This is a genomic window from Halolactibacillus halophilus, from assembly GCF_900115605.1.
In the GTDB taxonomy this organism is placed as follows: domain Bacteria; phylum Bacillota; class Bacilli; order Bacillales; family Amphibacillaceae; genus Halolactibacillus; species Halolactibacillus halophilus.
In genome coordinates, this window is record NZ_FOXC01000019.1 from 23,865 (window position 1) to 50,163 (window position 26,299).

Here is a 26,299-nt window from a genome sequence, read left to right on the forward strand (position 1 = left end):
GACATGTTATTTGATAAGGAAATTATCATTCTACAACAAGAAAATCTTTCATCAAAAGAAGCTGTTTTAACAGAGTTAGCACAATGTTTTAAAGCAGAAGACTTAGTAACGGATCAATTTATGGATGGTGTGCTTAATCGTGAACAAAATTTCCCAACGGGTTTAATTGTTAATGATATCGGTATTGCCATTCCGCACACTGATAGTGACAAAGTGAAGCAATCACAAATCGGCTTTATGTCATTAAAAGAACCTGTAGCATTTCAAGCAATGGACGGTTCTGATAAAACTGTTCCTGTACGACTTGTGTTCATGCTTGGTTTAAAAGAATCACATGAACAGTTGGATATATTAAGTAAATTAATGGATTTAATTCAGAAACAATCCGTTTTAGAAGCGTTACTTTCTTGCACGAATAAAGCGGACTATTTCAGTATTATAAGAAAAGAAAACCTAATTTAGTGAGGGAGGAATTATTATGTTAGATGCATTACAGTGGTTTGTTGATTTAGGGGCAACAGTCGTATTACCTATCCTTATTTTTGCGTTTGGTCTTATTCTTGGAGCGAAGCCTGGAAAAGCATTTATTTCAGGTTTAAAAGTTGGGATTGGCTTTGTTGGTCTTAATCTCGTGATTGGTTTACTAGGTAATTCACTTGGACCAGCAGCACAAACAATGGTCGAACGCTTTGGACTGAGCTTGACGACGATTGATGTTGGTTGGCCAGCAGCAGCAGCAATCTCTTACGGGACGATTTTAGGAAGTTTATCTATTCCTGTTGGTATTGTCATTAATATTGTTTTATTAGTATTCGGTTTAACGAAAACATTAAACGTAGATATTTGGAATTTCTGGCATGCCGCTTTTGTTGCTTCACTTGTGTATGTCGTGACGGATAATTTCGCATTAGGTTTATTTACGACAGCGGTATACTTTGCGATGATCATTTTACTTGGAGACGTTATTGGGCCTATTATTAACAAGTTTTATGGTTTCCCAAACATTACGTTTCCTCACGGAACGTCCGCACCAGGTTTTCTGTTTGCGGTACCGATGAACTGGTTGTTTGACCGTATTCCAGGCTTTAATAAATTAGAAGCAGATCCAGAATCAATTCAAAAGAAATTTGGTATTTTCGGTGATACAACAGTAATGGGCTTAATCATTGGTTTGGTTATCGGTGTGTTAGCGGGTTACGATGTTGGTGGTGTTGGTGAACTAGGCGTAGCAACAGCTGCGGTTATGATTTTAATGCCAAGAATGGTGTCACTTTTAATGGAAGGTTTAACACCAATATCTGAATCAGCAACAGAATTTGTAAGAAAAAGATTCCCAGGAAGAGAGCTTTATATTGGGATGGACTCTGCCTTATCAGTAGGGCACCCAGCAGTCTTATCCTCTTCACTGTTACTCGTTCCGATTACGATTGCGTTAGCTATTATCTTACCAGGTAACAGTACGCTCCCATTTGGTGACTTGGCAACCATTCCATTTGTGGTCGCTTTAATGGCCGCTGTTTTTGGCGGGAACATTATTCGTACAGTTGTTGGCGGAACGTTTTATATGGCATCGATTCTTTATATCACGTCATGGGTTGCGCCATTAGTGACAGATGCTGCGATTGCTTCAAACTTCGATATGGCAGGTAACTCAAGTATTACTGCGATGGCAGAAGGTGGACTATGGACAACGTTAATGTACGTACTTGCCTCTGATCATTTAGGTTGGATTGGTATTGGAGCTATTGGTATCATCACAATTTTCGGGCTATTTTATGTTAATAAAGTAAAACCAAATCGTTCACAGGAGAAAGGGGAAGCTTAAGATGAAAAAATTATTGATCATGTGTGGAACAGGTGTTGCAACATCAACGGTCGTGACAGGTAAAATTAAAGATTGGTTAAAGGAGAATGGTTTAGACAAAGAGGTTACGTTGTATCAATCAAAAGTGGCAGATGAGATGAATAAAATTGATGATTATGATGCAGTTGTTACAACAACAGTGGTACCTGATAAAATTAAAAGTAAAGTAATTAACGGTGTTCCGCTTTTAACAGGCATCGGTGCTGAAGAAGTTTATGATGAGATTAAACGTCAATTGAGCTAAGTTTATAGTTGAATCGACACGTCGTGTGTCGGTTCTTCTTAATTACTGGAGGGATGCTAAATGCTAGTCAGTTCAAAAGAATTATTTCACATCGCAGATAAAAATAATTTCGCGATTCCAGCAACAAATTTTATTGATGGTTTAACAGCTAAAGTGTATACGGAAACAGCCGAATCTTTAGGCTTACCACTCATTCTAGCCTACGCTGAGTCACACAAAGACTATCTCGGCTTAGAAGAAGCGGCTTGGTTGGGCAAACATTATGCTGAAAAAACAAGTGTACCGATCGTTTTACATCTCGATCATGGATCGGATCCTGCCTTTATAAAAGAAGCCATTCGCTTAGGTTTCACATCCGTCATGATAGATGGTTCATCGTTGCCGCTTGAAGACAATATTCAGCTAACGAAGACGATTGTTGATTATGCCCATCAATACGGTGTCGTTGTTGAGGGTGAAATTGGACATGTTGGGTCTAATACAGTTTCATATGAAGGAGAAAGTGACGATCAGTCACAGTATACAACATTAAATGAAGCGACAGTCTTTAGCCAATCAACTGGTGTGGACTCGTTAGCTATCTCAATTGGAACAGCACACGGTGAGTACACTGGTAAACCTGAGATTAACTTTGAACGCTTAAATGAAATCAATGGTGCATTATCGGTGCCACTTGTTTTACACGGTGGCAGTTCAACAGGGGATGAAAATTTAAAACGTTGCGCTAGAGAAGGCATGCGTAAAATTAATATTTTCACTGATTTAATTGTCGCGGCCCACAAGGAAGCCCAAATAAAAACACCACATTATATGGCGTTAAGAGACAATCTTGAACGCGGATTTAAAGACGTATTAACGCATTATTACCAAGTATTTGAAACGCAGCCAATAGAGATGAAGGGATGATTCTGTGAAACAATCAACGAAAAGTCAACCATTTTTTATGATTAATCCAAAGTCGTATTTAACAGGTAAAAATGTATATGAATTAGCCATTGCAGCTGATCGCTATGCAGGTGAAGTCGATTTTGATGTGTATTTTACCGCACAATATGTTGATTTAAAATTATTAGCTGATCAAACAAAAAATCTGATTATCACAGCTCAACATATGGATGGCATTGATTTAGGAAGAGGTATGGGATTTGTCACAGGCGATGCTTTACATGAAGCAGGGGTAAGAGCCGTCATGTTAAATCATGCTGAACATCCGTTAACATTTTCAGAACTTGTTGCTTCTATTGAAAAAGCAAAAACACTGGGAATAACGACAGTTGTATGTGCTGACTCTGTTAAAGAAGCAAAAGCGATGGCGATGATTTCACCAGATATCATTTTATGCGAACCAACAGAATTAATTGGAACCGGACAGACGAGCGATACTCATTACATTGAGCAAACAAATGAAGAGATTCGGGCCATTTCTTCAGATATTCTCGTCATGCAAGCAGCAGGGATCACCTCACCAGAAGACGTCTATCAAACAATCAAAAAAGGCGCAGATGGCACAGGATGCACAAGTGGAATCGTATTAGCGGATGATCCAAGTTTAATGGTAAGAGATATGTTACAAGCCGTCACAGACGCAACAGAAATAAATAGAAAGTAGGAATATAATGGCTACTTATTATGATCAACTCATTCTCACATCAAATGGTACACGTGTTACGTATCATAATATTACTGATCAGATTCGAGAAATAGTTAAAAAAAGCAACATAACCAATGGGATTTGTGTCGTTTCTTCTCCGCACACAACTTGCTCAGTCGTATTTGAAGAATACGTTCATGACACTGATTTTAATGGTGATGAATATATTCAAGTCGACCTTAACCGGATTTTAAATAAACTGATTCCACGACAATTAACCGAATCAGATTATCAGTATCCAGGACAGGCTCATGTCGATTTTCTTCACGGCTTAGATGATCCCGATTATCCGACGGATGAAGCGACAATATTAAATGCAGATGCGCATCTTCGAGCGTCGTTATTTGGTGCGAGTGAAAACTTCGTCTTAAAAGATAACGCGTTACTTATCGGGTCTGTTGGCTATATTTATTTCATCGACTGGGATCAAAATAGAGTGCGTGACCGCAAGTGCAATATCATGATCGTTGGAGACTGAATGAATATAACTGCCAAGTAAGTGTAGTGTTATATAAAAGCGTCGCATTAAGCATAGGGCTTAATGTGGCGCTTTTTCATATACTAGTTTTAAATAAGTGCAAAAAAGCTTATACATAGAGGGTTCGTTTGATTGGGTGGGTATTTTTAAAATAAAGCTGGTATAAACTTAACAGCGCCATGATTTTTTCTACACGTGTGTTTGTCATTTGGACGTGTTTAGCTCTTCCAGAATTAAAGTGAAAAGTAATCCCGTCTGCGCAGGCGGTGTAATGAGTGAGATGAGTCGTCATAATAAAGACACAGTGGTCCATCCGCGGGGAGTGGGTTTGAAAACAGTAGAGGTCGTGGTGAGGTGAGATAGGAAAAATCGGTGTTTGATTGAGATTGAAGATTTTCTGCATGGACTTTTTTCTACCGGCGACAGTCGAACCGAAACTAAGACAAGTCTGTTCTAAAATAGTAGTCATTGGCTGAAGACAAGTGTAGCTTGCATGTGTTTCTTCGATGATGGTTTCACTGCGAGGATCGAAGCTTTGTTCAAGGTAGAGGGTTTTATGTGAGATAAGATAGTGGGGTAAAGTATTGATGTGAATTCACTCCTTTTCTAATATATTGAAGCGCTTACTTTTAAAAGTATACCGCAGAAATTTAAAAAGGCCTAGTCAAAATTGAAATTTGACGGTAAAAAAATGATCAAATTTGAAAAATGCTCACCATTGAGTCATCTACTCGGTTTTGAATGATAAAATCAGAAAATTCTCTCTTTTATAATAACCTTGCGAAATTGATACATATACAACTATAATAAGTGAGTCACTGTTTTTTTTAAACAGGTCTATTTTTTTATCTTAAGGAGGAATATTATGTCAGCTAACATGGTTGGCTTTAGCTTTTTAATGATTGGCGTCTTTTTAATTATCGGGAAAGTCGTCCGTCTTCATACAAAAGCCTTACGTGATTTGTTTTTACCAAGTTCGATTATCGCTGGATTTATCGCGTTGATTGTGGGTCCAGGTGTCGTTGGACGTATCACCCCGTTATTGTTAGAGGAGTCCTCCATGTTTTATAATGGTTTAATCCCTGCATTTATCTTAGACGTCTGGAAGACGTTACCGGGGATGTTTATTAATGTCGTCTTTGCGACTTTATTTTTAGGGAAAGCTGTCCCAAGTGTGAAAAAGATTTGGCGAATGGCTGGTCCACAAGTGATTATGGGTCAAGCGGTTTCTTGGGGACAGTATGTTATAGGTCTGTTGTTGACGTTGCTCGTATTAACCCCGTTCTTTGGGATGAATCCACTGGCAGGGGCGTTAATTGAGATAAGTTTTGTCGGGGGTCATGGTACAGCGGCGGGACTAAAAGATACCTTTGATACGTTAGGGTTTTCTGAAGGAGCTGACTTAGCCCTTGGTCTTGCGACCGTTGGGATTTTAGTTGGGGTTATTGTTGGGATTTTTATTATTAACCTTGGCTTTAAAAAAGGCATTGCTCAGCATGTGGGTGGACGTAGTCACTTTACAGATGCCGAGCGTGAACGGATTGCTGAGCGTCATGGTTATGATACCGATACAAAGGTAAAACAAGTAAAAGCGATTGAACCACTAGCCTTTCACTTGTCCCTGCTTGCGATTTCAATTGTCTTAGGTTACATCATCCAACAAGCGCTTATCGGGCTAGAAGCGCTCACATGGGGAGCTTGGACGGATGTCTATCTCTTTCCGTATGTACCGCTCTTCCCACTGGCGATGATTGGTGGAATGATTGTTCAACTTTTCTTTGATAAGCGAGATATTCATATGTACATTGATGAAGATTTGATCAGTAAAATTTCAGGTTTTGCTTTAGATGTCTTACTCGTCTCAGCACTGGCGACACTGTCTTTAGATGTTATTGGTGAGAATATTATCCCGTTCTTATTACTCGCGTTTGTCGCGATGGTATGGAACGTCTTTGCCTTTATGAAGCTTGGACCACGCATGATTCCGGAATACTGGTTTGAACGCGGATTAGGTGACTTTGGTCAAGCAACCGGGATGACCGCAACGGGTCTACTCCTTATGAAGATTGCCGATCCTGATCACCAAACACCGGCACTAGAAGCATTCGGTTATAAACAAATTCTCTTTGAACCATTTGTCGGTGGTGGATTAGTCACTGCCGCATCATTGCCGCTGATTTATCAGTTTGGACCGGTTACATTTTTAATTATTGCGACGGTTATTACCGCTTTCTTCTTAATTTTCGGGATGGTGCACTTTGGACCGAAGAAACCAAAAGGGTTAAAATAATTAAGGTTCATTGAACATACAACCACTTAATATAATAATGTCTAAAGAGCTAAAACAACTACACTTAAAAGGCGTAGTTGTTTTTTTATGGAGGTTTTTAGTGATCGTAAAAAATATCTCAACTTTCTTCACTTTTGTTAATTAGACAAATATGATTTTTTCAAAGTCGATGTGAAAAACAGATGATTATTATGAGAGTGATGCAGAACTTCTGGACTTCAATAAGTAAGCTGTGGTTGTAGAGGATAAAGATCATAACCTTAAGCATGAACTGACAGGTGAAACAGAAGTTAACATTGAAAAAGGAAAGCGTTCAACCGGTGCATTCAAGCGCCAGATTTTGGTTGAGGACGAAAAAATACCGATACATTTAAAATGTAAGCGTATACCTTGAATATATTCGTATTTTCTTCTAGACATAAGTAAAAATAAGATATATCATGTTAAGAGTATCACAAACATTTATGCAAAGGATCTGATCATGATGGGTTTTTACAATCCAGAAGAAATAGCCAATTATACGGTATCGTCTGGCTATAAAAAAGCACACTACACAAGTTTACAGTCAACAATTTTAGGTTTTGAAGCAGGGGCGTTTATCGCTCTCGGGTATTTACTCTATATTCATGTGACCGCAAATATGCCAGAAACATGGGGCGGATTTTCATCTTTTATTGGCGCGTCACTTTTTCCAATTGGCCTTATCCTAACGTTACTTGCGGGCGGAGAATTGTTGACGGGCAACTTAATGGCCGTCCCACTCTCAAGAATGGAACGAAAGATTAAGTCACGTCACGTTATAAAAAATATTATCATTATCACAGTCAGTAACTTTTTAGGGGCCATTTTTGTTGCTTATTTTTTTGGTCATGTTGTTGGTCTAACAGAAGGTATTTACTTAGAGACTACAGTACATTTAGCTGAACATAAGATAGAGGTTACGTTCTTACAAGCATTCTTATCGGGTATTGGCTGTAACTGGTTAGTCGCATCGGCTGTTTGGTTAAACTACGGTGCGAAAGATATGTCAGGTAAAATTTTAGGGATTTGGTTTCCAACAATGGCCTTTGTCGCGATTGGTTTTCAGCACGTAGTCGCGAATATGTTCCTTATTCCTGCCGCTATTTTTGCCGGTTATTTTAGTTGGGGCGCATACGTTCTTAACTTTATCCCTGTCTTTTTAGGCAATGCGGTTGGTGGCGTTATGTTTGTCGCTGGTGCTTACTGGGTTGTTTACTTAAAGAAAGAACCTGACCATTTACTTCCGATCAGACAAAAGCAGCACCGAGCGTCATAATATTCATTATATCTGATAAGCTTACACTATCTATTTAAATAGGTAGTGTAAGCTTTTTTGGTTGAGTGAAGAAAGGTCGATTTGTTTTCGAGGTAAACTAAAGACTGAGGTGATAAGTATGATACGGGTATTGTTGGTTGATAATGTCCCGATTATCATGTTGACGGTTTAGTCGCAAGAGGAAGGCGAGGTTTCTTCGAAAGCTATATCTAAAGGGTAAAGTTTTTTTATGATCATACTCATCAGAACCCGAATACAAAATAGCCATCCCTTAAACAGGTGAACGTTCAAGGGGGTGGCTATTTATAAACGCGGTAGCATTTAAGTGGAGGGGAATTGACGGTCAAAGGTGTTCGTAAGCCACTTGAAAATATCTTCTGTTACTTCCGCTCGATTTGTCTCAAACAACATCTCATGACGGCCACCCGGATAAAAATAAGTATCTACCGACTGTACCCCTGCTTGTTTATAATCAGCTGCTATTTTTTTAATCCCCTTAGAGAAATCACCAACTGGGTCATCATCGCCACTGATCAGTAAAATAGGCGTGGCTTTATTAATTTTATTTACTTCTGTTTGTTTATGCAGGCGCTCAATGCCTGTCAACATGTCATGAAAAAATTGACTGGTCGCTACATAGCCACTTAGCGGGTCTTCTTCATAAGCTTTCACGCTACTCTCATCACGTGAGAGCCAGCTGCCACGATCTTTAAACTGCTTTTGATACTGGCCAAAACTCAATGAATCAATCAACTTACTTCGGTGGGTTTTACCAAATAGTTTTGTTTCAATCAAACTGACGAGTTGGCCCGCCTTACCCTTAACGCCTTGATGATAGCCGGTACCGGTCAAAATAACCGCGTCACTTTCATTTGGATAGCGCTCAATAAAGCGTCTCACTAAAAAAGACCCCATTGAATGCCCCATCACGACTTTCGGTGTCGCTGGATAGTCTTTTTTAATCAAGTCACTGACAAGCATGAGATCATCGACCGCTTTTTCAAAGCCATTATGGTCATCATAATGACCCAGCACCCCGTTCTTTTCTGCTGTCTTTCCGTGTCCCCGGTGGTCATGCGCAAAGACGAAGATATCTCGTTCCAACAAGTAGTTGAAAAAATCTTGATACCGTCCCGCATGTTCACCCATTCCGTGCGCAAATTGAAGAATCAGTTTTGGTGTTCGTTCATTTGTATACCGGTATAAATGAAGTAATGTTTGATCTTTACTCGTTAAAAAGGTTGTGTCCATTGTTGTCTCCTCCTACCAGTGACTCACATCAACCGGTGCCTGTAGGGCGGTGGTGATTGATGGGTCTGTTATTTTTAAACATGTTAACGATAGCCCCTGCATGTTGTAAGATGATAATTGTGTGCCTGTTTTCAGAAAATCAATCACAATCTTATCAAGTGCCGCCAAGCGTCTCACGTCATTGGCAAACACATATTGTTCGAGTAACGGTGTTGCGCCGAGACCATTAATTAAAAAGGCATAATGTTCACCTGGTTTAAATTGATGTAAGTGCTTGAGTTTATTGTACAGCTCAATCGCCAGTTGTTCTGAGGATTGAAATGGTTCTTTTCGATAACCTTTCTCACCGTGAATCCCGACGCCAAAATAAACTTCATCTTTAGCTAACGTGAAAAACGGTGCTGTCTCTGGCAGTTCAGCTGAAGATAAAGCGACACCTAAAGTGAAAAGATGCGGTGAGATGTCTTGTGCAATCTTTGTTAATTCTTGTAACGACTTACCTTGTTGATTAAAAAAACCAAGGATTTTATGCATCAATACGGTACCGGCAACCCCGCGTTTACGCTTTGAATACGTTGTTTTATTGTCAATTGATACGTCATCACTGACAATCACCAGCTCGACGGTATGACCGAGTTTTTCTGCTTGTCGCTTGGCTTCAGTAAATACTTCAACGTCACTCGCAAAGTTTTTAACAATCAGACAAACACCACCGCCAGCATCCGTTAACTGAATGGCTCGTAAAATAGCATCTGGAAATGGTGGGGTGAAAAGTTCTCCACTCACACTCGCTGTAAGCATGCCCCTACCGACATAACCGAAGTGAGCCGGCTCGTGGCCACTGCCCCCACCAGAAATTAAACTCACCCCGGTTGTCTTTGGGGTGTAAATAATGTGGTGCTCGGTGTCAATCTTTACCCGCGATTGATGTTCAGCTTGATAAGCTGACAACATCGATTCGACCGCTGTTTGTTTATGATTTAAAATGTGTTTCATTGTGTTTCCTCGCTTTCGTGTGATGAAATCTTCAGTTGTTCATCAAGTAAGCCGTAGACGATGTCCCGCATGGCCTCAGGTGAAATCGTACAGCCTGATGTTAACCAGTCCTTTGTCATGCCGACAAAACCATGAGCAAAGAATTTAGCTTGATAATCAAGTTGGTCCCTTGATGTGTGATGACTGAGAGCTTTGATCACATAGGTGAATAAACCATGTAGTTCATGAAACAAGTAATCACCAAAATCATTTTGTTCGGTGATACTTAAGGCGTTTTTATAGAAGGTTTGATGGTCATAGAAATAGCGAAACAATTGATATAAAATCGTATCCCAACGCTCATAATCTAAAAAATCCGCAATCTGTTCTTTCGTATCCGATTGATAAATCCAGGCCAGAAGCTCATATTTATCCTGGAAATGATAATAAAACGTTTGCCGACGCATGTCACATTGCTTCATAATATCTGAGACCGAAATCTTTTGAAACGGTTTTAGCTTCATTAACTCTTTTAGTGCTTGTGCAATCATTTTTTGTGTAATGATTGAAGTTGTCATTGGCATCACCCTACCTATAGTGTAGCCGAAAATAACAGTCTGATAAAGAAAAAAATCAGGCTATTTTGACAAAAAAACTTTTTTGTCCGTTTTAAATGAAGCGTTTTCATTCTACAATAAGGGTATAGATTAAAGTGTTACCAAAACCAATCATCGCGATTGGAAAAATTCTTTAGGAGGATTCACATGGATAAAATTTTTGTTAGCCCGAGTCGTTACATTCAAGGAAAAGATTTACTTAATCACACGGGTCAGTATTTAACTCACTTCGGACAGAACTTACTCGTCTTAGCTGATGAATTTGTGCAAGAAATTGCGGCTGATACATTGGTTAGTAACTTAGAAAATGATTTTACGGTCACAAAAGTAACTTTTAACGGTGAATGTTCAATGAAAGAAATAAACCGCGTCTCTGATATCGGAAAAGACAAGGCTGTTGATGCCGTCATCGGTATTGGTGCTGGTAAAGCGCTTGATACTGCCAAAGCGGCGGCGAATAACTTAAATGTGCCGGTAGTTATTTTTCCAACACTCGCTTCAACTGATGCGCCAACGTCTGGCTTATCGGTTGTCTACACTGAAGCAGGGGCATTTGAACAATATTTATTCTATAAAAAGAACCCAGATCTTGTGTTAATGGATACATCAATCATCGCAAAAGCACCAAGCCGTATGCTGGCTTCTGGTATTTCTGATGCGCTTGCGACGCTTGTTGAGGCACGTGCTGTTAAACAAAAAAATGGTGAAACAATGAGTGGTGGAAAAGCAACAATCGCCGGTTACGCGATTGCGGAAAAATGTGAAGCGGTGTTATTTGATTACGCTCTTCTTGCTTATGAAGCAAATAAACAACAAATTGTTACCCCAGCACTAGATGCGATTGTTGAAGCAAATACACTTTTAAGCGGACTCGGATTTGAAGATTCAGGTCTAGCGGCAGCCCATGCGATTCACAATGGTTTTACCGCAGTTGAAGGAGATATTCACCATCTATCACACGGGGAGAAAGTGGCTTATGGTACGATGACGCAACTCGTGTTAGAAAATAAACCACAAACGGAAATCGAACGCTATCTTGATTTATATTTGGCGCTTGATTTACCGGTCACATTAGAAGCGGTACATCTAGATAAAGTGAGTGATGAAGACTTATATAACATCGGTGAACTCGCAACGAAACCAGATGAAACGATGAAGAATATGCCGTTTACGGTAACGCCAGACGATGTCGTCCAGGCGATTAAAGCAGTTGATGCTTATGCGAAAGCGTATATGAAAAAGCGCGGTGAATAATAGAAATATGTGAATTAGAAAAAACTAGCCGGGACCAATAGGTCTCGGCTGAATCATCTAGGAGGACAAACAATGAAGAAAATAATCAACGAACCGCATGCGGTTGTCGATGAGTTATTAGAAGGAATGCTACTTGCTCATAGTGACTTTCTTACGGGTATTACGGATACGCGGGTTGTGATTGAGAAAGAAAAACGAGCGACTGTTGGGTTAGTTTCAGGTGGAGGCAGTGGTCATGAACCAGCGCACGCCGGATTTGTAGGCGATGGCATGTTACGTGCAGCGGTACTCGGTGAAATGTTCACCTCACCGACACCTGATCAAATCTTTGAAGCGATTAAAGCGAGTGACACTGGACACGGGGTGTTACTGATTGTTAAAAACTACACGGGTGACGTGATGAACTTTGATATGGCGAAAGAAATGGCCGAAATGGAAGACATCGCCGTTGAGTCAGTGCTTGTTGATGACGATATTGCGGTTGAAGATAGTACGTATACCGCGGGTAAACGTGGCGTCGCAGGGACCGTTCTTGTTCATAAAATTTTAGGCCACTATGCCCGCGAAGGAAAAACGCTCACGGAATTAAAAGAATTAGGTGAAAGACTCACTGCTCATATCGATACGCTCGGTGTTGCTTTAACCGGTGCAACGGTGCCTGAAGTTGGTAAACCAGGCTTCACACTAGCAGAGAATGAAATGGAATATGGTGTTGGGATTCACGGTGAGCCGGGGTATCGCCGGAGTGAATTAAAACAAAGTCGTGCGATCGCAAATGAATTGGTCACGAAGTTAATGGAAACAAAAACAGACACGAAGAAGATTGGTTTGTTGGTGAATGGGCTCGGTGCGACCCCACTTCAAGAGCTGTATGTCTTTTACCGGGATGTTGTCCATGAACTGAAAAATTATGACGTTGAGATTGTGTTTCAAAAGATTGGTGATTTTATGACGTCCATTGATATGGCTGGGTTATCACTAACGGTGATTGACTTAGACAGTGACACATATCAAGCCGCACTCACTTCACCGGTCGATGTCTTGAATTGGTAAGGAGGAAATAAAAATGGAATTAACACATGAACAAGCAAAAAGGTGGCTATTAAACTTTCATCAGAAAGTGACGGACAATAAAGCCTACTTAAGTGAACTAGACCAAGCGATTGGGGACGGGGACCATGGCTCTAATATGGCCCGTGGGACAGAAGCAGTAAAAGACAAGCTCGGGAGTGTTACAGAGGATAGTCTCGAGGCGGTATTAAAACAAGCGGCGATGGCACTGATTAGTAAAGTCGGTGGTGCCTCGGGTCCATTGTACGGCTCAGCTTTTATGGCAATGGCCAAAACCGCAAAAGAAACAAGTGAGTTAAGCACGTTAATTGAGGCGGGTCTTGACGGAATTAAACACCGGGGGAAAGCAGATGTTGGTGATAAGACAATGATTGATATGTGGCAACCCGTCACATCGGCCTTACATGAAGATGACTTAACTGAGGTCACCATTGACCAAGCGCTAGAAGATGTTAAACCACTTAAAGCGAAAAAAGGCCGGGCATCCTATGTCGGTGAGCGCTCAATGGGTGCACTTGACCCAGGAGCTGTCTCAAGCGGCTATCTCTTTACTGCCCTGATTGAGGAGGTGCTCGCATGACTTTAGGCATTGTTGTAGCATCACACGTCGACCACATCGCTGAAGGTGTTCACCGGTTACTAAAAGAAAGTGCGCCAGATGTGTCAATCACTTATGCTGGTGGGACTGATGACGGCGAGGTTGGTTCGAGTTATGCGTTAATTGAAGCCGCAATTGAACAAAATGACAGTGATACGTTGTATTGTTTCTATGACTTAGGTAGTGCCAAGATGACACTCGAGATGGTCAGTGAAATGACCGATAAAGATGTGACTATTATCGATGCTGCCTTCATAGAAGGAGCCTACACAGCTTGTGCCTTGATTCAAGGGGGCTATAAACAAGCAGAGATTGACGACCAGCTTGAGCCGTTAAAAGTTAAGTGACACCTGTTTTTAAATAGTAAGCTAGCAAGGCGAAGGGAACGCTCACCTTCGCTTTTTCACTGTATCAACATCACCCAATCACCTGAGTAGTATGGTAGAAAAAAGGAGGAAATGGTGGGGGCTGGGTGACGAGAAACCAATGATCTGAAAACGCATCTTTAGTATGCTGGTCATGTAAAAATCGTGCTATACTAGAAAAGAGTTTTTGTATACGGGGAGGCGTTATTATGCATGAGTCACTGACAAAAGTATTGATAGTCGACGATGAACGGTTAATCAGACAAGGCATCTTGCATTATATTAACTGGCAAAAAGAAGGATTTGAAGTCATCGGTGAAGCTTCAAATGGTGAGGAAGCACGCGTCTTGATTGATGAGTTAGAACCCGATATTGTCATCACCGATATTGTGATGCCGGTCATGAATGGGACAGAACTAATTAAAGCGATTAAAGCTGAGTACCCAACCATTGAAGTAATTGTCTTAAGCAGTTATGCCGATTTTGATTATGTAAGAGATACCTTTAAACATGGTGTGAGTGATTATATATTAAAGCCTAAACTTGATGGTGAGGTGTTGTTAGAGACATTAAAGCGGGTAGAAAAAACAGTGGCCTTAAAAGGCCATGCATCAAAACCAGATAAACCAGATGTTTCACTTAAGGAAAAAATAGAAAAGGTCTTAAAAAAGTATCACCATGAGTCAGACATAGCTGAGCTTGATCTATACTTAGCTGGAAGAGACTTTATGTTTGTTGAAGTGAGGCGGTCAGATTTTTCAAATGAAATGCCGCTGCAATCAATTGAGCGTCTCACAGCGCTAGATTCAATTGAATTAGAACAAGATGACCACCATACGCTTTATCTCGTTTATGGTGACGCTATCGTGTTAAATGAAGCAATATCAAAAGCTACTGAAGCGATGGACGTAAGCGCAATGAGTTTACTTCAGTCCACAAACAGTGACCAGGCAGGTAACCTCGCACGTTTATATGACGAAATTAAATTATTACGCCGCTATCATTTCTTTTTATCTGAACAAGTGCGTCTTCAATTTGAGGATTTGCCACCACACGAACCGTGTGAGAAGCCATTTGATTTGAGTATCTTCTTGACGCTCTTTAAACAAGAAAAATTCGACGTCACCTTGCGCTATCTTGATGACTATTTAATGCGGGTAAAACACGCCTATCAATCAGAACCGAATGAAGTCAAGAATTTACTCGGTAATATTGTTTTCAATATGGTTGTCGTTCTTACTGAAACGGCTGGAAATCACGATCACTTCGAACAGAAAAAGTATCAATACTTTAATGCGATTAATCATAGTGCAACACTTATTGAAGCGTCTTTTCATTTCCAACAGTTTTACAATGAATTGACTGAAGCCTTATCTGTTACTACAAAAGAAGAGGATCATTTAACCCAACTCCTCGCCTATATTGATAACCATTACAGTGAACCATTGTCACTAACTGATTTAAGTGCCCATTTTCATTTTAATCCGTCGTACTTATCCAGTTATTTTTCTCAGCACTTAAATAAAGGCTTTAGTGACTACTTAACCGATGTTAGAATCGCTAAGGCAAAAGAACTGTTAGAAAGTCCTGATTTAACGATTGCGGACGTCGGTAGTATGGTCGGTTATCACGACCATAGCTATTTCTGTAAGGTATTTAAAAAGAAAACAAAGCAATCACCTAGTCGCTACCGGAAAGAAGCTAAGCGATGAGTACGCTATTATTTAATTTAAAAGATTGGCTCTACCGGAATGGGTTATTTCTTAAAGTGTTCGGGGTGACGTTACTTAGTGTGATTTTAGTCGCGATTTTGATTAGTGTCAGTACGCTTAGAATTTCAACGACGTACTTTATGGATACATTCAGTCTCACAAATGAACGCATTATCTCAGAATCAAAGCGCCGATTTGATGACTATACGTCTGCTGTTGTTAGTGCACTTCAGGATGTAGAGAGTTCAGGTACAATCAAGCGTGTGTTAGCAATTGACGAGACTTCTTCGATTAATCATGCCCAAAATGCTTATGACATTGTCACAGAAATTCGCCGCATCTACGAGCGGATTCAGCCAGAAGGGGCGAATTTGATGGTACTTGGTCCATATGAGGATTTATATAATATGAATTACTCCTACTGGCCAGTGACTTATGACCAATTATCAAGCTGGTCGTTCAACAACAAATTAACAACTGAACCAAATAGTATCCATTATGCGATGGTAGAAACAGACAATGAGCCACTCATTGTTGCCGGTAAAGCGCTCACCAACCAGTTTACCTCAGGCACTTATGGCTTTAGTTATGTCGCAATTAAAGAAAAAGAACTACGAACCTTTTATGAAGGCTATACGACAAAAGAAAACTCGATGGTCCTACTGAATAAAGAAGGCGTCGTGTTATCAAGTAATCAATCCAGTTGGGTAGGGAACAAACTTGACCAGTTAAAAATAATGATTGAACGTGATCCACTGACGAGTGAACTGACAGAGAGCGTGTCGATTTACGGGACAGACTATCATGTATTAATGGCCTATATTACGGGTCTTGATATGTATTTAGTCAATCTAATCGACCAAGAGACGATTGTTGGTAATCTGATCAACACAAAAGAACTTGTGCTGATTATGACCGGGATTGTTTTGGTTGCTACGATCTTATCGTGGCTGATTTCTCGTCACATTACCTTATCACTGACCCGGTTAGTGAGACAGATTGCAAAGTTAAATAAACATAACTTTACCAGAAGATTAAAAGAAGAAGGTGGCTATGAGTCGACCCAAATCGCGCGAGCGTTTAACTATACGCTCGATGAGCTCGACCAATACGTGACGGTCGTTGTAGAATCTCAAAAGAAGCAGCGTGACGCTGAACTCCGGGCGCTCCAACACCAAATCAATCCGCACTTTTTATACAATACACTGACGACAGTCAAGTTTATGGTGCGCCATGAACAGACAGATGAAGCAATTGAGACAATCCATGCCTTAATTAATTTGCTTCAAAATACGTTAGGTGAAGTCGGTGAAACGGTCACGGTTGAACAAGAGTTAGATAATATGAAGCATTACGTAAAAATCAATCAAGCCCGTTACGGTGACCAAATCAGGGTGAATTTCTTTGTGGCGCCGGATGTTTATCAGTATCACTTACCTAAGCTCGTGTTACAGCCGTTTATTGAAAATGCCTTTTTCCATGCTTTTAATGAAAAGAAAACAGGGTTTATTCAAATCATGATCCGAAAACAAGGCGAGGATCTTTACTGTGAAGTGACAGATGATGGCGACGGGATGACCCTCTCAAAAGAACAATTCCCTTATGTTGTGAACCATAAGAGACAAATGTTTTCTGGGATCGGCATGAAAAATGTTCAAGAGCGGATTCATTTACTGTACGGGAATCAGTACGACGTTACCGTCAAGAGTGAACCCGGCCAGGGCACACGTGTGATTGTCACCTTACCGCTACTTAAAAAAACGTGAAACGAATCACGTGATATAAAAATAGTCCAACTTCTAAAGAAAAGACAAGTAAGGAAGAAAAAAGACTGTCGTACTATCTAAAAATTCGACTAAGTGTTATCTAAAGATCGTGCTAACGGTCTTTTTTCTTTGGCGTTATACTAAGGATGTAGCGAAAAAGAAAACGCTTACACAAATTATGAGGAGGGTTTACTTATGAAAAAGTTTTTAGCTTTACTACTTATTTTAATGCTTGGCGTTCTTGCGGCGTGTGGTGGGGATGACACATCAAGTGATGACACAGGTGATACTGAATCAGATTCAGGAGAAACATCAGACGGTGTTCAATCGGTTACTGCTTGGGCATGGGATCCAAACTTTAATATCCGCGCACTTGAACTTGCGAATCAAGCGTATGATGGTGACAGTGAGATGTATGTTGAAATTATTGAAAACGCACAAGATGATATTATCCAGCGCCTAAATACTGGGTTATCATCAGGAACAACACAAGGTATGCCAAACATTGTGTTAATTGAAGATTATCGCGCCCAAAGTTTCTTACAGTCGTATCCGGATGCGTTTTATCCAATCACAGATTATATCAATTCAGATGATTTCGTTCAATATAAAATTGAAGCAACAAGCTTCGATGGTGACATTTACGGCTTACCGTTTGATACAGGTGTAAGCGGTTTATATGTTAGAACAGATTACTTAGAAGAAGCCGGTTATACGTTAGAAGATGTGACAAATATTACTTGGAAAGAATATATTGAGATCGGTAAAGCTGTAAAAGAAGCAACTGGAAAAGACATGATCACCCTTGACCCGAATGACTTTGGTCTAGGCCGAATGATGTTACAATCGGCTGGCGAATGGTATTTTGAAGAAGATGGTAATACACCAGACTTAGCGGACAATCCAGCCCTTGAAGAAACCTTTGTCTTATACAAAGAGATGATGGATGCGGATATCGTGAAGTTAAACTCTGACTGGAGTCAATTTGTTAGTGCCTTCAACAGTGGTGATGTCGCAACAGTACCAACAGGTAACTGGATTACACCAAGTGTTAAAGCAGAAGCAAGTCAATCAGGTAACTGGGCTGTTGCACCACTTCCACGCTTAGAAATTGAAGGTGCTACGAATACATCAAACCTTGGTGGTAGCTCATGGTATGTATTAAACCAAGACGGTAAAGAACTTGCGGCTGAATTTTTAGCGAATACGTTCGGTTCAAATGAACAATTCTATACAGATTTAGTGACTGAAATCGGTGCCCTTGGTACGTACATTCCAGGTACAAAAGGTGAAGCTTTTGAACAAGAAGATCCATTCTTCGGTGGACAGGCGATTATCCAAGACTTTGCGACTTGGTCAGAACAAATCCCACCGGTCAACTACGGTATGCATACGTATGCTGTTGATGATATCTTAATAGTTGAAATGCAAAACTACTTGAATGGTTCCGATGTTAATGACGCATTAAATAACGCACAATCTCAAGCTGAAACACAATTACGTTAAGACATAAATGATTAAGTCTTAAATAAGAATGCTCGAAAGCCGCAGGGAAAAGAGATAAATAATCCTTGTGGCTTTTGTTTAAAAAAGGAGTTAGATAACGATGAAGCAGCTCACAAATAAAAATAGTATCGGTTGGTTATTTGTTCTTATATCTGTCGTAGCTATAACCTTATTTTATTTTTACCCAATGTTCGATGCCTTACTATTATCATTCCAATCGGGAATGGGCGCCAATTTAGAATATGTTGGATTTGATAACTGGAGCCGGTTACTGAATGACCCAACCTTAAAACAAGCGCTGATTAATACGATGACGTATTTAATGATTCAAGTGCCACTGATGATTGTCCTCGCTTTATTTTTCTCAGTCATCTTGAATGACCCAAATTTAAAATTCCGTGGTTTCTTTAGAACCGCCATCTTTTTACCAGCAGTAACTTCACTTGTTGCCTACTCAGTTATTTTTAAATATATGTTTAGTGTTGACGGGATTGTCAATCAATTATTAATTAACTTAAACCTTATTAGTGAACCGATTGCCTTTATTTCAGATCCAGTTTGGGCAAAAGTTGTTATTATCCTTGCGATTACGTGGCGATGGACAGGCTATAATATGATTTTTTATCTATCCGCCCTTCAAAATATTGATCGATCGATTTATGAAGCAGCCCGGATTGATGGGGCTAACAGCTTTCAACAATTTATTCAGATCACGATTCCAATGCTTAAACCTATTATTCTCTTTACCACGATCACGTCAACGATTGGGACACTTCAACTATTTGATGAAGTTGTCAATATTACCAGTGGTGGCCCGGGGATTCAAACGATTTCAATTTCGCAATATATTTATGACTTATCGTTTAAGTACACACCAAATTTCGGCTATGCTGCGACGGTGTCATACGTGATTGTGATTCTCGTTGTCATTCTTTCTATAATTCAATTTAAAGTGGCAGGTGAAAAAGAATGAAAAAACTGAAAAAAACACTTATCTATCTTTTCTTATCCATCGCAACGATTATCTCAATCTATCCATTCTTTTGGATGATTGTGAGTATGACAAATAAATCGGTCGATGTCACCCAGGGGCGACAACTACCAGGCACATATTTATTTGAGAATTTACGTCAATTATTTGACCAAGTTGATATAGTAACCGCCCTGACTAATAGTGCGATTATTGCTGTTCTATCAACATTCTTTACCCTGTTTATTGCCTCACTCGCCGGTTATGGCTTTCAAATGTACCGCAGTAAAGGAAAAGATATTGTCTTTAACATCTTACTGTTATCGATGATGATTCCTTTCGCATCCATTATGATTCCACTTTACCGGTTATTCGGCCGGATCTCACAGACGGCACCGATCATAGGGATCGATACATTAGCAGCAGCATTCTTACCGACTGTTACGACAGCGTTCTTTATCTTCTTCTTTAGACAAAACACGAAGATGTTTCCAAAAGATTTAATTGAAGCGGGTCGGATTGATGGTCTCAGTGAAATTGGGATTTTCTTTAGAATTTTTGTCCCAACGATGAAAACAACATACGCAGCGGCTGCGATTATTGCCTTTATGAATAGCTGGAATAACTTCCTCTGGCCACTCGTTGTCTTGCAGTCACCAAGTAATCAAACAATCCCGTTATTGATTTCAAACTTAGGTTCAAGTTATGCGCCTGATTACGGGATGATTATGTCAGCGATTACGATTGCGACGTTACCGACAGCGCTTGTGTTCTTCTTTATGCAGAAACACTTTGTTGCGGGTATGATGGGATCTGTTAAAGGGTAAGTAGCATCAACTAAAAAAAGGAATAAATGAAACGATACTTTACACTTTTAGATAAATAATTAGAGCTAAGGGAGGAAATTTGATGGCCATTTATGTTAATGAAAAGACGCTCACATTCCATTTAACAAACCGGGATGTGAGTTATCTTTTTAACGTCTTACCAAATGGAGAACTCGCGCAGTTGTATTACGGAAAAAGCTTACGCCATGTCGATGATTTTAGTCAGTTATTTTATACCGAAGTGAAAGATAACAGTTGCACCGAAGCGGACTTTGCGTTATCAATGGACGTCATCAGACAAGAGTATCCGAGCTTTTCTCGGAGTGATTTTCGTTTACCGGCCCTGCAGTTAACAACACCTGAGGGGAGTCGGGTGAGTAAGTTTACTTATACCGGCTATGACATACTAGCTGGCAAAGAGAAGTTACCAGGACTTCCTGCCACCTATGTTGAATCGAGTGATGAGGCAGACACTCTGGTTATAACCTTAACAGATGAGGTGATTCAATCAAGCTTACGTCTGACGTATACGATTTATAAAGACGCACCTGTCATCACTAGACATGCTACTATAGAAAATCACGGCGAGGCACCTGTTGAGATTAATCAGTTGATGAGTGCAGCTATTGATTTTAATCAATCTAACATGGACTGGTTGGAACTCGCCGGTTCTTGGGCGCGTGAGCGCCATATTAAACGCACCCCACTTCATTTAGGTGTGCAAAACATCCAGTCAACTCGGGGGGCGAGTTCACCGCAACACAATCCGTTTATCGCATTAGTACAACCTGAGACAACGGAACATCGCGGTGCGGCATACGGGTTTAGCCTCGTCTATAGTGGCAACTTTTTAGCACAAATGGAAGTCGATCATTACGATACGACCCGGGTGATGATTGGTATTAATCCATTTGATTTTAACTGGCAACTGAAACCAGAAGAGACTTTCACCACCCCAGAAGCGGTGCTGGTCTACTCAGATAAAGGTCTCAATAAATTAAGTCAAACGTATCATAAACTGTATCGCACCCGCTTAGCCCGCGGGGCTTGGCGGGACCGCTTACGGCCAGTGTTAATCAATAACTGGGAAGCAACTTACTTTAACTTTAATGAACAGAAGCTACTTAAGATGGCAAAGGAAGCAAAACAGTTAGGGGTAGATTTATTTGTCTTAGATGATGGTTGGTTTAAAGGACGTAACAGTGATACGACCTCACTTGGCGATTGGTTTGTCGATCACGACAAGTTACCGGCTGGGTTAACGTCACTATCAGATAAAATCCATGACCTCGGCCTGCTATTTGGTCTTTGGATTGAACCAGAAATGGTCTCTCCAGCGTCAGACTTGTTTCGCACCCATCCCGACTGGGTTGTTGGGGTATCGAATCATCCAAAGAGCCTTGGCCGAAATCAATACGTGTTAGACTTCGCGAATCATGAAGTAGTTGATTATATTTATGCGTTAATCAAAGCCCGCCTCACAGAAGCAAATGTCGATTATGTGAAGTGGGACATGAACCGGTTTATTACTGAAGCAGGTTCCACAACGCTCAGCGCAGATGATCAGGCATCATTTAGGCACCGCTATATCCTCGGTGTGTACCGGTTATATGCGTTACTGACAGAAGCTTTCCCTAAGGTGTTATTTGAATCATGTGCTGCGGGCGGGGCCCGGTTTGACCCGGGGATGTTGTACTACGCACCACAAGCCTGGACGAGTGATGATACCGATGCATTAGAGCGCGTCAAGATTCAATACGGCACCTCACTTGTCTATCCAGCATCAATGATGGGGGCCCATGTCTCAGCGGTACCAAACCACCAAACCGGACGCATCACGCCACTTGATACAAGAGGTGTGGTTAGTTTTAGCGGGATGCTTGGGTATGAGCTCGACCCGAGTCAATTAACTGAAGAGGAAAAAGCAGTTATTCGTAAGCAAATTAGTACGTACAAAAACATTCAAGCGATGGTCCAGTTCGGTAAAATGACGCGCCTCATTAGCCCGTTTAGCGACCCAATACATGCGAGTTGGCAATTCACTTCTGAAAGCGGGACGGACGTCATCGTCACCTATATTCAAAAAAAAGCAGTGCCAAACCCAGGCTTTAGACAACTGAAACTAGCAGATTTACAACCAGATAGACGCTACAATTTAGTCGGTACTGATCATACTTTTTACGGCGATCAGCTGATGTATCATGGTATCGAACTCGACCGTCATATTGACCGGAGCGATGCCGGTGATTCCCGCGCCTATCTCTTACACTTTAATTTAATGGAGGAAGCATAATGAAACGTTATCCCAAATATAGCTATACACCACCAGTAAACGGGTATCCCGAGTGGAACAATAACCCTGATATTTTCCAGTTAAACCGTCGTACGTTAACGGCTGACCATATGCCGTTTGATTCAGAACAAGCTGCCCTAAAAAGTGAGAAAGAACAATCAAATCGCTATTTATCACTTAGCGGTGAGTGGGATTTCTACTGGGTCAAAAATCCGAGTGAGAAACTCGACAGTTTTTATCAGCCAGACTATGACCCGTCGGCATTTAAACCGATTACTGTTCCAAGTCACTGGCAATTAGAAGGCTATGATTACCCGCAATATAGCAATACGACCTATCCTTGGGTTGAACACGAAGATATAAAAGCGCCGTTTGCGCCAACAAACTATAACCCTGTCGGTCATTACCGTAAAACAATCACCTTATCCGACGACTTTATGAATGAACCGGTCTATTTCCGACTAGAAGGAGTGGAGTCAGCCTTTTACTTATGGATCAATGGTGATTTCGTCGGCTACAGTGAAGATACGTTTACCGCAAGTGAATTTGATGTGACCCCTTACTTACAAGCAGGAGAGAACTTATTTGCATTAGAAGTGTATCGTTGGTCTGATGCGAGCTGGCTAGAAGACCAAGATTTTTGGCGCTTAAGTGGGATTTTCCGTGACCTGTACCTTTATCGTCAACCGGTTGTTCATATTGATAACACATTCATTAAGCCCGAGCTTGACGAGCATTATCAAAATGGAATGTTTAATATTGATGTGACCCTTAGAAATTATAGCGATGAAAAACGTACGGTAACGTGTCTTGTAAATCTCTATGACGGGGATGTCCCCGTTTTTGACGCGCCACTTGAGAAGACTGTGACGATATCAGAAGGTACAGAAACTGTGACACTCCAATCCGCTGTTGATGCGCCGAAGAAATGGTCAGCGGAACATCCGTATCTTTATACGGTGACAGTCAGTTTAAAAGAACCGGAAAAGGATGTATACGTATCAGAGAAGCACCTAGCGGGTTTTCGTACGTTTGAATTAAAAGACGGCTTGATGAAAATTAACGGTGAACGGATTGTCTTTAAAGGCGTGAACCGTCATGAATTTCATTATGATGTCGGTCGTGCAGTCACAAAAGAATACATGCTTGAAGATATCTTAACGATGAAACGAGCTAATATTAATGCGGTCAGAACCTCGCACTACCCGAATCATCCGTATTGGTACCATCTATGTGATGTGTACGGTCTATATGTCATTGATGAAGTGAACTTAGAAACACACGGCTCATGGTACTACGGCCAACAAACACTAGAAGATACCGTCCCAGGCAGTCGCCCAGAATGGACCGAAAACGTTCTAGACCGAGCGGAAAGTATGTTAGAGCGGGATAAAAATCACCCATCGATCATAATTTACTCACTCGGTAATGAATCGTTCGGTGGTGATAACTTTATTAAGATGCACGATTACTTTAAAGCAAAAGACCCATCTCGTCTCGTTCATTATGAAGGGGTATTCCATTACCGCGACTCTGAGAAGGCGAGTGATGTCGAGAGTACGATGTATATTTCGCCAGAGGGTATTAAACAATATGCCGAAAGTGATGCGCCAAATAAAAAGCCGTATATTCTCTGTGAATATTCGCATGCGATGGGGAATTCACTCGGTAACTTTAATCAGTATCAAGACTTGTTTTATCAGTATGATATTCTACAAGGCGGGTTTATTTGGGACTTTAAAGACCAAGCGTTACAGCACTACAGTGCAGACGGCACACCATTTCTTGCCTATGGCGGAGACTTTGGTGAGTCGCCACATGATGGTAACTTTAGCGGGAATGGGATTGTGTTTGCGGATGGGCGCCCAACACCAAAACTCGCAGAAGTAAAACGTCAATATCAACCGGTTCAGTTTACGTTAGTAGATACTGTTAAGGGTGAAATGACGCTGGAAAATCGGTTCTTATTTACGAACTTAAAAGACTATAGCCTAAGATTTGATTGGTTAGTCGACGGAGATATTGTAAAAACAGAGACGACGACCGTTGACTGTGCACCGGGTGAACAAATCACCGTGACATTTGATCCAACCTTACCAGAACATATGAAAGAGAGCTATCATATAAATGTATCCATGCGTTATCAAGAAGCAACTGCTTTTGCGGCTAAAGGTGATTGTGTTGCCTATGATCAGTTTGGGTTACCACATCAGCTAATGCCAGTTGTGAGAGAAATAATAGAAACAGACATGTCGCCTTTATCAGTAAGTGAAACAGCAGAAACGATGGTGATTCAGAATGAGGCCATCGCCATCACACTTTCAACTGAGACAGGTTTGATTACTGAGCTATCAAGAAACGGACAAAACATTCTAACAAGCCCAGTAAAACCGAACTTCTGGCGCGCGATGACAGATAATGACCGGGGGAATGGTTTAGATAAGCGAAGTGCATGTTTTAAAGACGCAACCGACACGATGACGTTACAATCCATTACTTGTGACACGACAAAAACAGCAGTCAATGTCACCATCACACACCGCTATAAAGCACTGCTTGATAGTGAGACAAGTCTGCACTTAAATATTCGAGCGGACGGGACAATCGCGATGGATTACCGGTTTACACCGAATCGTGCGTTACCTGAAATACCAGCAGTTGGACTTGTCTTTGGCCTAACAAAAGACTATCAAACATTAGACTATCTTGGTCGCGGACCAGAAGAGTCGTATATTGACCGCTACACGTCTCAGTTATTTGGTCATTATACCGGACATGTTAAAGACCAAATCGTGCCGTATTTAAAACCACAGGCATGCGGCAATAAAATCGATGTCCGCCGTATCAACGTTACAAATAACGCATCAGACGTGATAGTCACAAGCGAAACACCGTTTGAAGTGAGTGTTTTACCGTACCGAAGTGACCAACTAGAACGAGCAACGCATCACCACCTGTTACCTGAAGTGACTGAAACGGTGATGACAGTTAATGCCTGTCAGATGGGAATTGGAGGCGATGATTCATGGGGGCAAAAAACACATCCTGAATTTACACTCTACCCAACGCATACGTATCGGTTGTCCGCTACATTCATAGTGGCAGAATCCAGTCATTAAGTTAAGGCAAATAAAATGAAAGGAAAAAAGACACGCATTTTGGGTGTCTTTTTTCATAGTATAGGAAAGTATAAAATTTTCGTTGATATACCAAGGGTTGGAACGTTATGAAGAGTTGAAATTTATTGAGGAAAAGGGTTAAGATAATAGT

Annotated in this window: 24 protein-coding genes; 20 read left to right on the forward strand and 4 right to left on the reverse strand. The window is 40.8% G+C overall.

Going from position 1 to position 26,299, the window contains the following annotated elements:
* The first annotated feature begins 3 nt into the window (after positions 1-3).
* From BM098_RS07910 to BM098_RS07935, 6 genes are read left to right on the forward strand one after another with little or no spacing between them, the layout of a single operon-like run.
* Positions 4-462, forward strand: coding sequence for a PTS sugar transporter subunit IIA (locus BM098_RS07910; protein ID WP_089832147.1), 459 nt, complete (start codon positions 4-6; stop codon positions 460-462).
* A gap of 16 nt (positions 463-478) precedes the next feature.
* Positions 479-1,825 (forward strand): PTS galactitol transporter subunit IIC, encoded by a 1,347-nt coding sequence (locus tag BM098_RS07915; RefSeq protein WP_089832149.1) that lies wholly within the window; start codon positions 479-481, stop codon positions 1,823-1,825.
* 1 nt (position 1,826) lies between these two features.
* Positions 1,827-2,108: a PTS sugar transporter subunit IIB gene (locus BM098_RS07920; protein ID WP_089832151.1), complete on the forward strand. Its 282-nt coding sequence runs from the start codon at positions 1,827-1,829 to the stop codon at positions 2,106-2,108.
* A gap of 60 nt (positions 2,109-2,168) precedes the next feature.
* A complete protein-coding gene (locus BM098_RS07925; protein ID WP_089832153.1) occupies positions 2,169-3,014 on the forward strand; it encodes a class II fructose-bisphosphate aldolase in 846 nt (281 codons plus the stop codon).
* 4 nt (positions 3,015-3,018) lie between these two features.
* Positions 3,019-3,717: a triose-phosphate isomerase gene (locus tag BM098_RS07930; RefSeq protein ID WP_200795839.1), complete on the forward strand. Its 699-nt coding sequence runs from the start codon at positions 3,019-3,021 to the stop codon at positions 3,715-3,717.
* A 7-nt stretch (positions 3,718-3,724) separates the two neighbouring features.
* Positions 3,725-4,237 carry a YjbQ family protein gene (locus BM098_RS07935; protein ID WP_089832155.1) on the forward strand — a complete coding sequence of 171 codons (513 nt, stop codon included), beginning with the start codon at positions 3,725-3,727 and terminating at the stop codon, positions 4,235-4,237.
* 109 nt (positions 4,238-4,346) lie between these two features.
* Here the strand turns inward: BM098_RS07935 and BM098_RS07940 are convergent, their stop codons facing one another.
* Entirely contained in the window at positions 4,347-4,832 is a 486-nt protein-coding gene (locus tag BM098_RS07940) for a competence protein ComK (protein ID WP_089832158.1), read from the reverse strand.
* A 270-nt stretch (positions 4,833-5,102) separates the two neighbouring features.
* Here BM098_RS07940 and BM098_RS07945 point away from each other — a divergent pair, with 270 nt between their 5' ends.
* The 3 genes from BM098_RS07945 (at position 5,103) to BM098_RS07950 (ending at position 7,824) form a co-directional block, all read left to right on the forward strand.
* Positions 5,103-6,527: a sodium/glutamate symporter gene (locus BM098_RS07945; protein WP_089832160.1), complete on the forward strand. Its 1,425-nt coding sequence runs from the start codon at positions 5,103-5,105 to the stop codon at positions 6,525-6,527.
* 232 nt (positions 6,528-6,759) lie between these two features.
* On the forward strand, positions 6,760-6,921 hold the full coding sequence (locus BM098_RS13715) for a hypothetical protein (RefSeq protein ID WP_234987452.1): 162 nt from the start codon (positions 6,760-6,762) through the stop codon (positions 6,919-6,921).
* Between the two features lie 90 nt (positions 6,922-7,011).
* Complete coding sequence (locus BM098_RS07950) at positions 7,012-7,824, forward strand: formate/nitrite transporter family protein (protein ID WP_089832162.1); 813 nt, start codon at positions 7,012-7,014, stop codon at positions 7,822-7,824.
* Between the two features lie 321 nt (positions 7,825-8,145).
* Here BM098_RS07950 and BM098_RS07955 read toward each other — a convergent pair whose 3' ends face one another.
* From BM098_RS07955 to dhaS, 3 genes are read right to left on the reverse strand one after another with little or no spacing between them, the layout of a single operon-like run.
* A complete protein-coding gene (locus tag BM098_RS07955) occupies positions 8,146-9,075 on the reverse strand; it encodes an alpha/beta hydrolase (protein ID WP_089832164.1) in 930 nt (309 codons plus the stop codon).
* Positions 9,076-9,087: 12 nt separating this feature from the next.
* Positions 9,088-10,071 (reverse strand): dihydroxyacetone kinase subunit DhaK, encoded by a 984-nt coding sequence (locus tag BM098_RS07960; protein WP_089832167.1) that lies wholly within the window; start codon positions 10,069-10,071, stop codon positions 9,088-9,090.
* Positions 10,068-10,628, reverse strand: a complete 561-nt coding sequence (dhaS, locus tag BM098_RS07965) for a dihydroxyacetone kinase transcriptional activator DhaS (protein WP_089832169.1) — start codon at positions 10,626-10,628, stop codon at positions 10,068-10,070. The genes BM098_RS07960 and dhaS overlap by 4 nt, the downstream gene beginning before the upstream one ends.
* Positions 10,629-10,814: 186 nt before the next feature.
* Between dhaS and BM098_RS07970 the strand changes: the two genes are divergently transcribed.
* The 11 genes from BM098_RS07970 to BM098_RS08020 all read left to right on the forward strand — a co-directional run bounded on the left by BM098_RS07970 (position 10,815) and on the right by BM098_RS08020 (position 26,148).
* Entirely contained in the window at positions 10,815-11,921 is a 1,107-nt protein-coding gene (locus BM098_RS07970) for a glycerol dehydrogenase (RefSeq protein ID WP_089832170.1), read from the forward strand.
* Between the two features lie 72 nt (positions 11,922-11,993).
* Positions 11,994-12,974, forward strand: coding sequence for a dihydroxyacetone kinase subunit DhaK (gene dhaK / locus BM098_RS07975; RefSeq protein ID WP_089832171.1), 981 nt, complete (start codon positions 11,994-11,996; stop codon positions 12,972-12,974).
* Positions 12,975-12,987: 13 nt separating this feature from the next.
* Complete coding sequence (gene dhaL, locus BM098_RS07980) at positions 12,988-13,572, forward strand: dihydroxyacetone kinase subunit DhaL (protein ID WP_089832173.1); 585 nt, start codon at positions 12,988-12,990, stop codon at positions 13,570-13,572.
* Complete coding sequence (dhaM, locus tag BM098_RS07985) at positions 13,569-13,937, forward strand: dihydroxyacetone kinase phosphoryl donor subunit DhaM (protein WP_089832175.1); 369 nt, start codon at positions 13,569-13,571, stop codon at positions 13,935-13,937. The genes dhaL and dhaM overlap by 4 nt, the downstream gene beginning before the upstream one ends.
* A gap of 227 nt (positions 13,938-14,164) precedes the next feature.
* Positions 14,165-15,667 carry a response regulator transcription factor gene (locus BM098_RS07990; RefSeq protein WP_089832177.1) on the forward strand — a complete coding sequence of 501 codons (1,503 nt, stop codon included), beginning with the start codon at positions 14,165-14,167 and terminating at the stop codon, positions 15,665-15,667.
* Positions 15,664-17,433 (forward strand): sensor histidine kinase, encoded by a 1,770-nt coding sequence (locus BM098_RS07995; RefSeq protein WP_089832179.1) that lies wholly within the window; start codon positions 15,664-15,666, stop codon positions 17,431-17,433. Before BM098_RS07990 ends, BM098_RS07995 begins: the two co-directional genes overlap by 4 nt.
* Positions 17,434-17,628: 195 nt before the next feature.
* Positions 17,629-18,939 carry an ABC transporter substrate-binding protein gene (locus tag BM098_RS08000; RefSeq protein ID WP_089832181.1) on the forward strand — a complete coding sequence of 437 codons (1,311 nt, stop codon included), beginning with the start codon at positions 17,629-17,631 and terminating at the stop codon, positions 18,937-18,939.
* 100 nt (positions 18,940-19,039) lie between these two features.
* On the forward strand, positions 19,040-19,912 hold the full coding sequence (locus BM098_RS08005; RefSeq protein ID WP_089832183.1) for a carbohydrate ABC transporter permease: 873 nt from the start codon (positions 19,040-19,042) through the stop codon (positions 19,910-19,912).
* Positions 19,909-20,736, forward strand: coding sequence for a carbohydrate ABC transporter permease (locus BM098_RS08010; RefSeq protein ID WP_089832184.1), 828 nt, complete (start codon positions 19,909-19,911; stop codon positions 20,734-20,736). Before BM098_RS08005 ends, BM098_RS08010 begins: the two co-directional genes overlap by 4 nt.
* Positions 20,737-20,818: 82 nt before the next feature.
* The gene (locus tag BM098_RS08015; protein ID WP_089832186.1) at positions 20,819-23,029 is read left to right on the forward strand and encodes an alpha-galactosidase; all 2,211 of its coding nucleotides are present in this window, start codon (positions 20,819-20,821) and stop codon (positions 23,027-23,029) included.
* Positions 23,029-26,148 (forward strand): beta-galactosidase, LacZ type, encoded by a 3,120-nt coding sequence (locus BM098_RS08020; protein WP_089832187.1) that lies wholly within the window; start codon positions 23,029-23,031, stop codon positions 26,146-26,148. The genes BM098_RS08015 and BM098_RS08020 overlap by 1 nt, the downstream gene beginning before the upstream one ends.
* Positions 26,149-26,299: the final 151 nt, after the last annotated feature.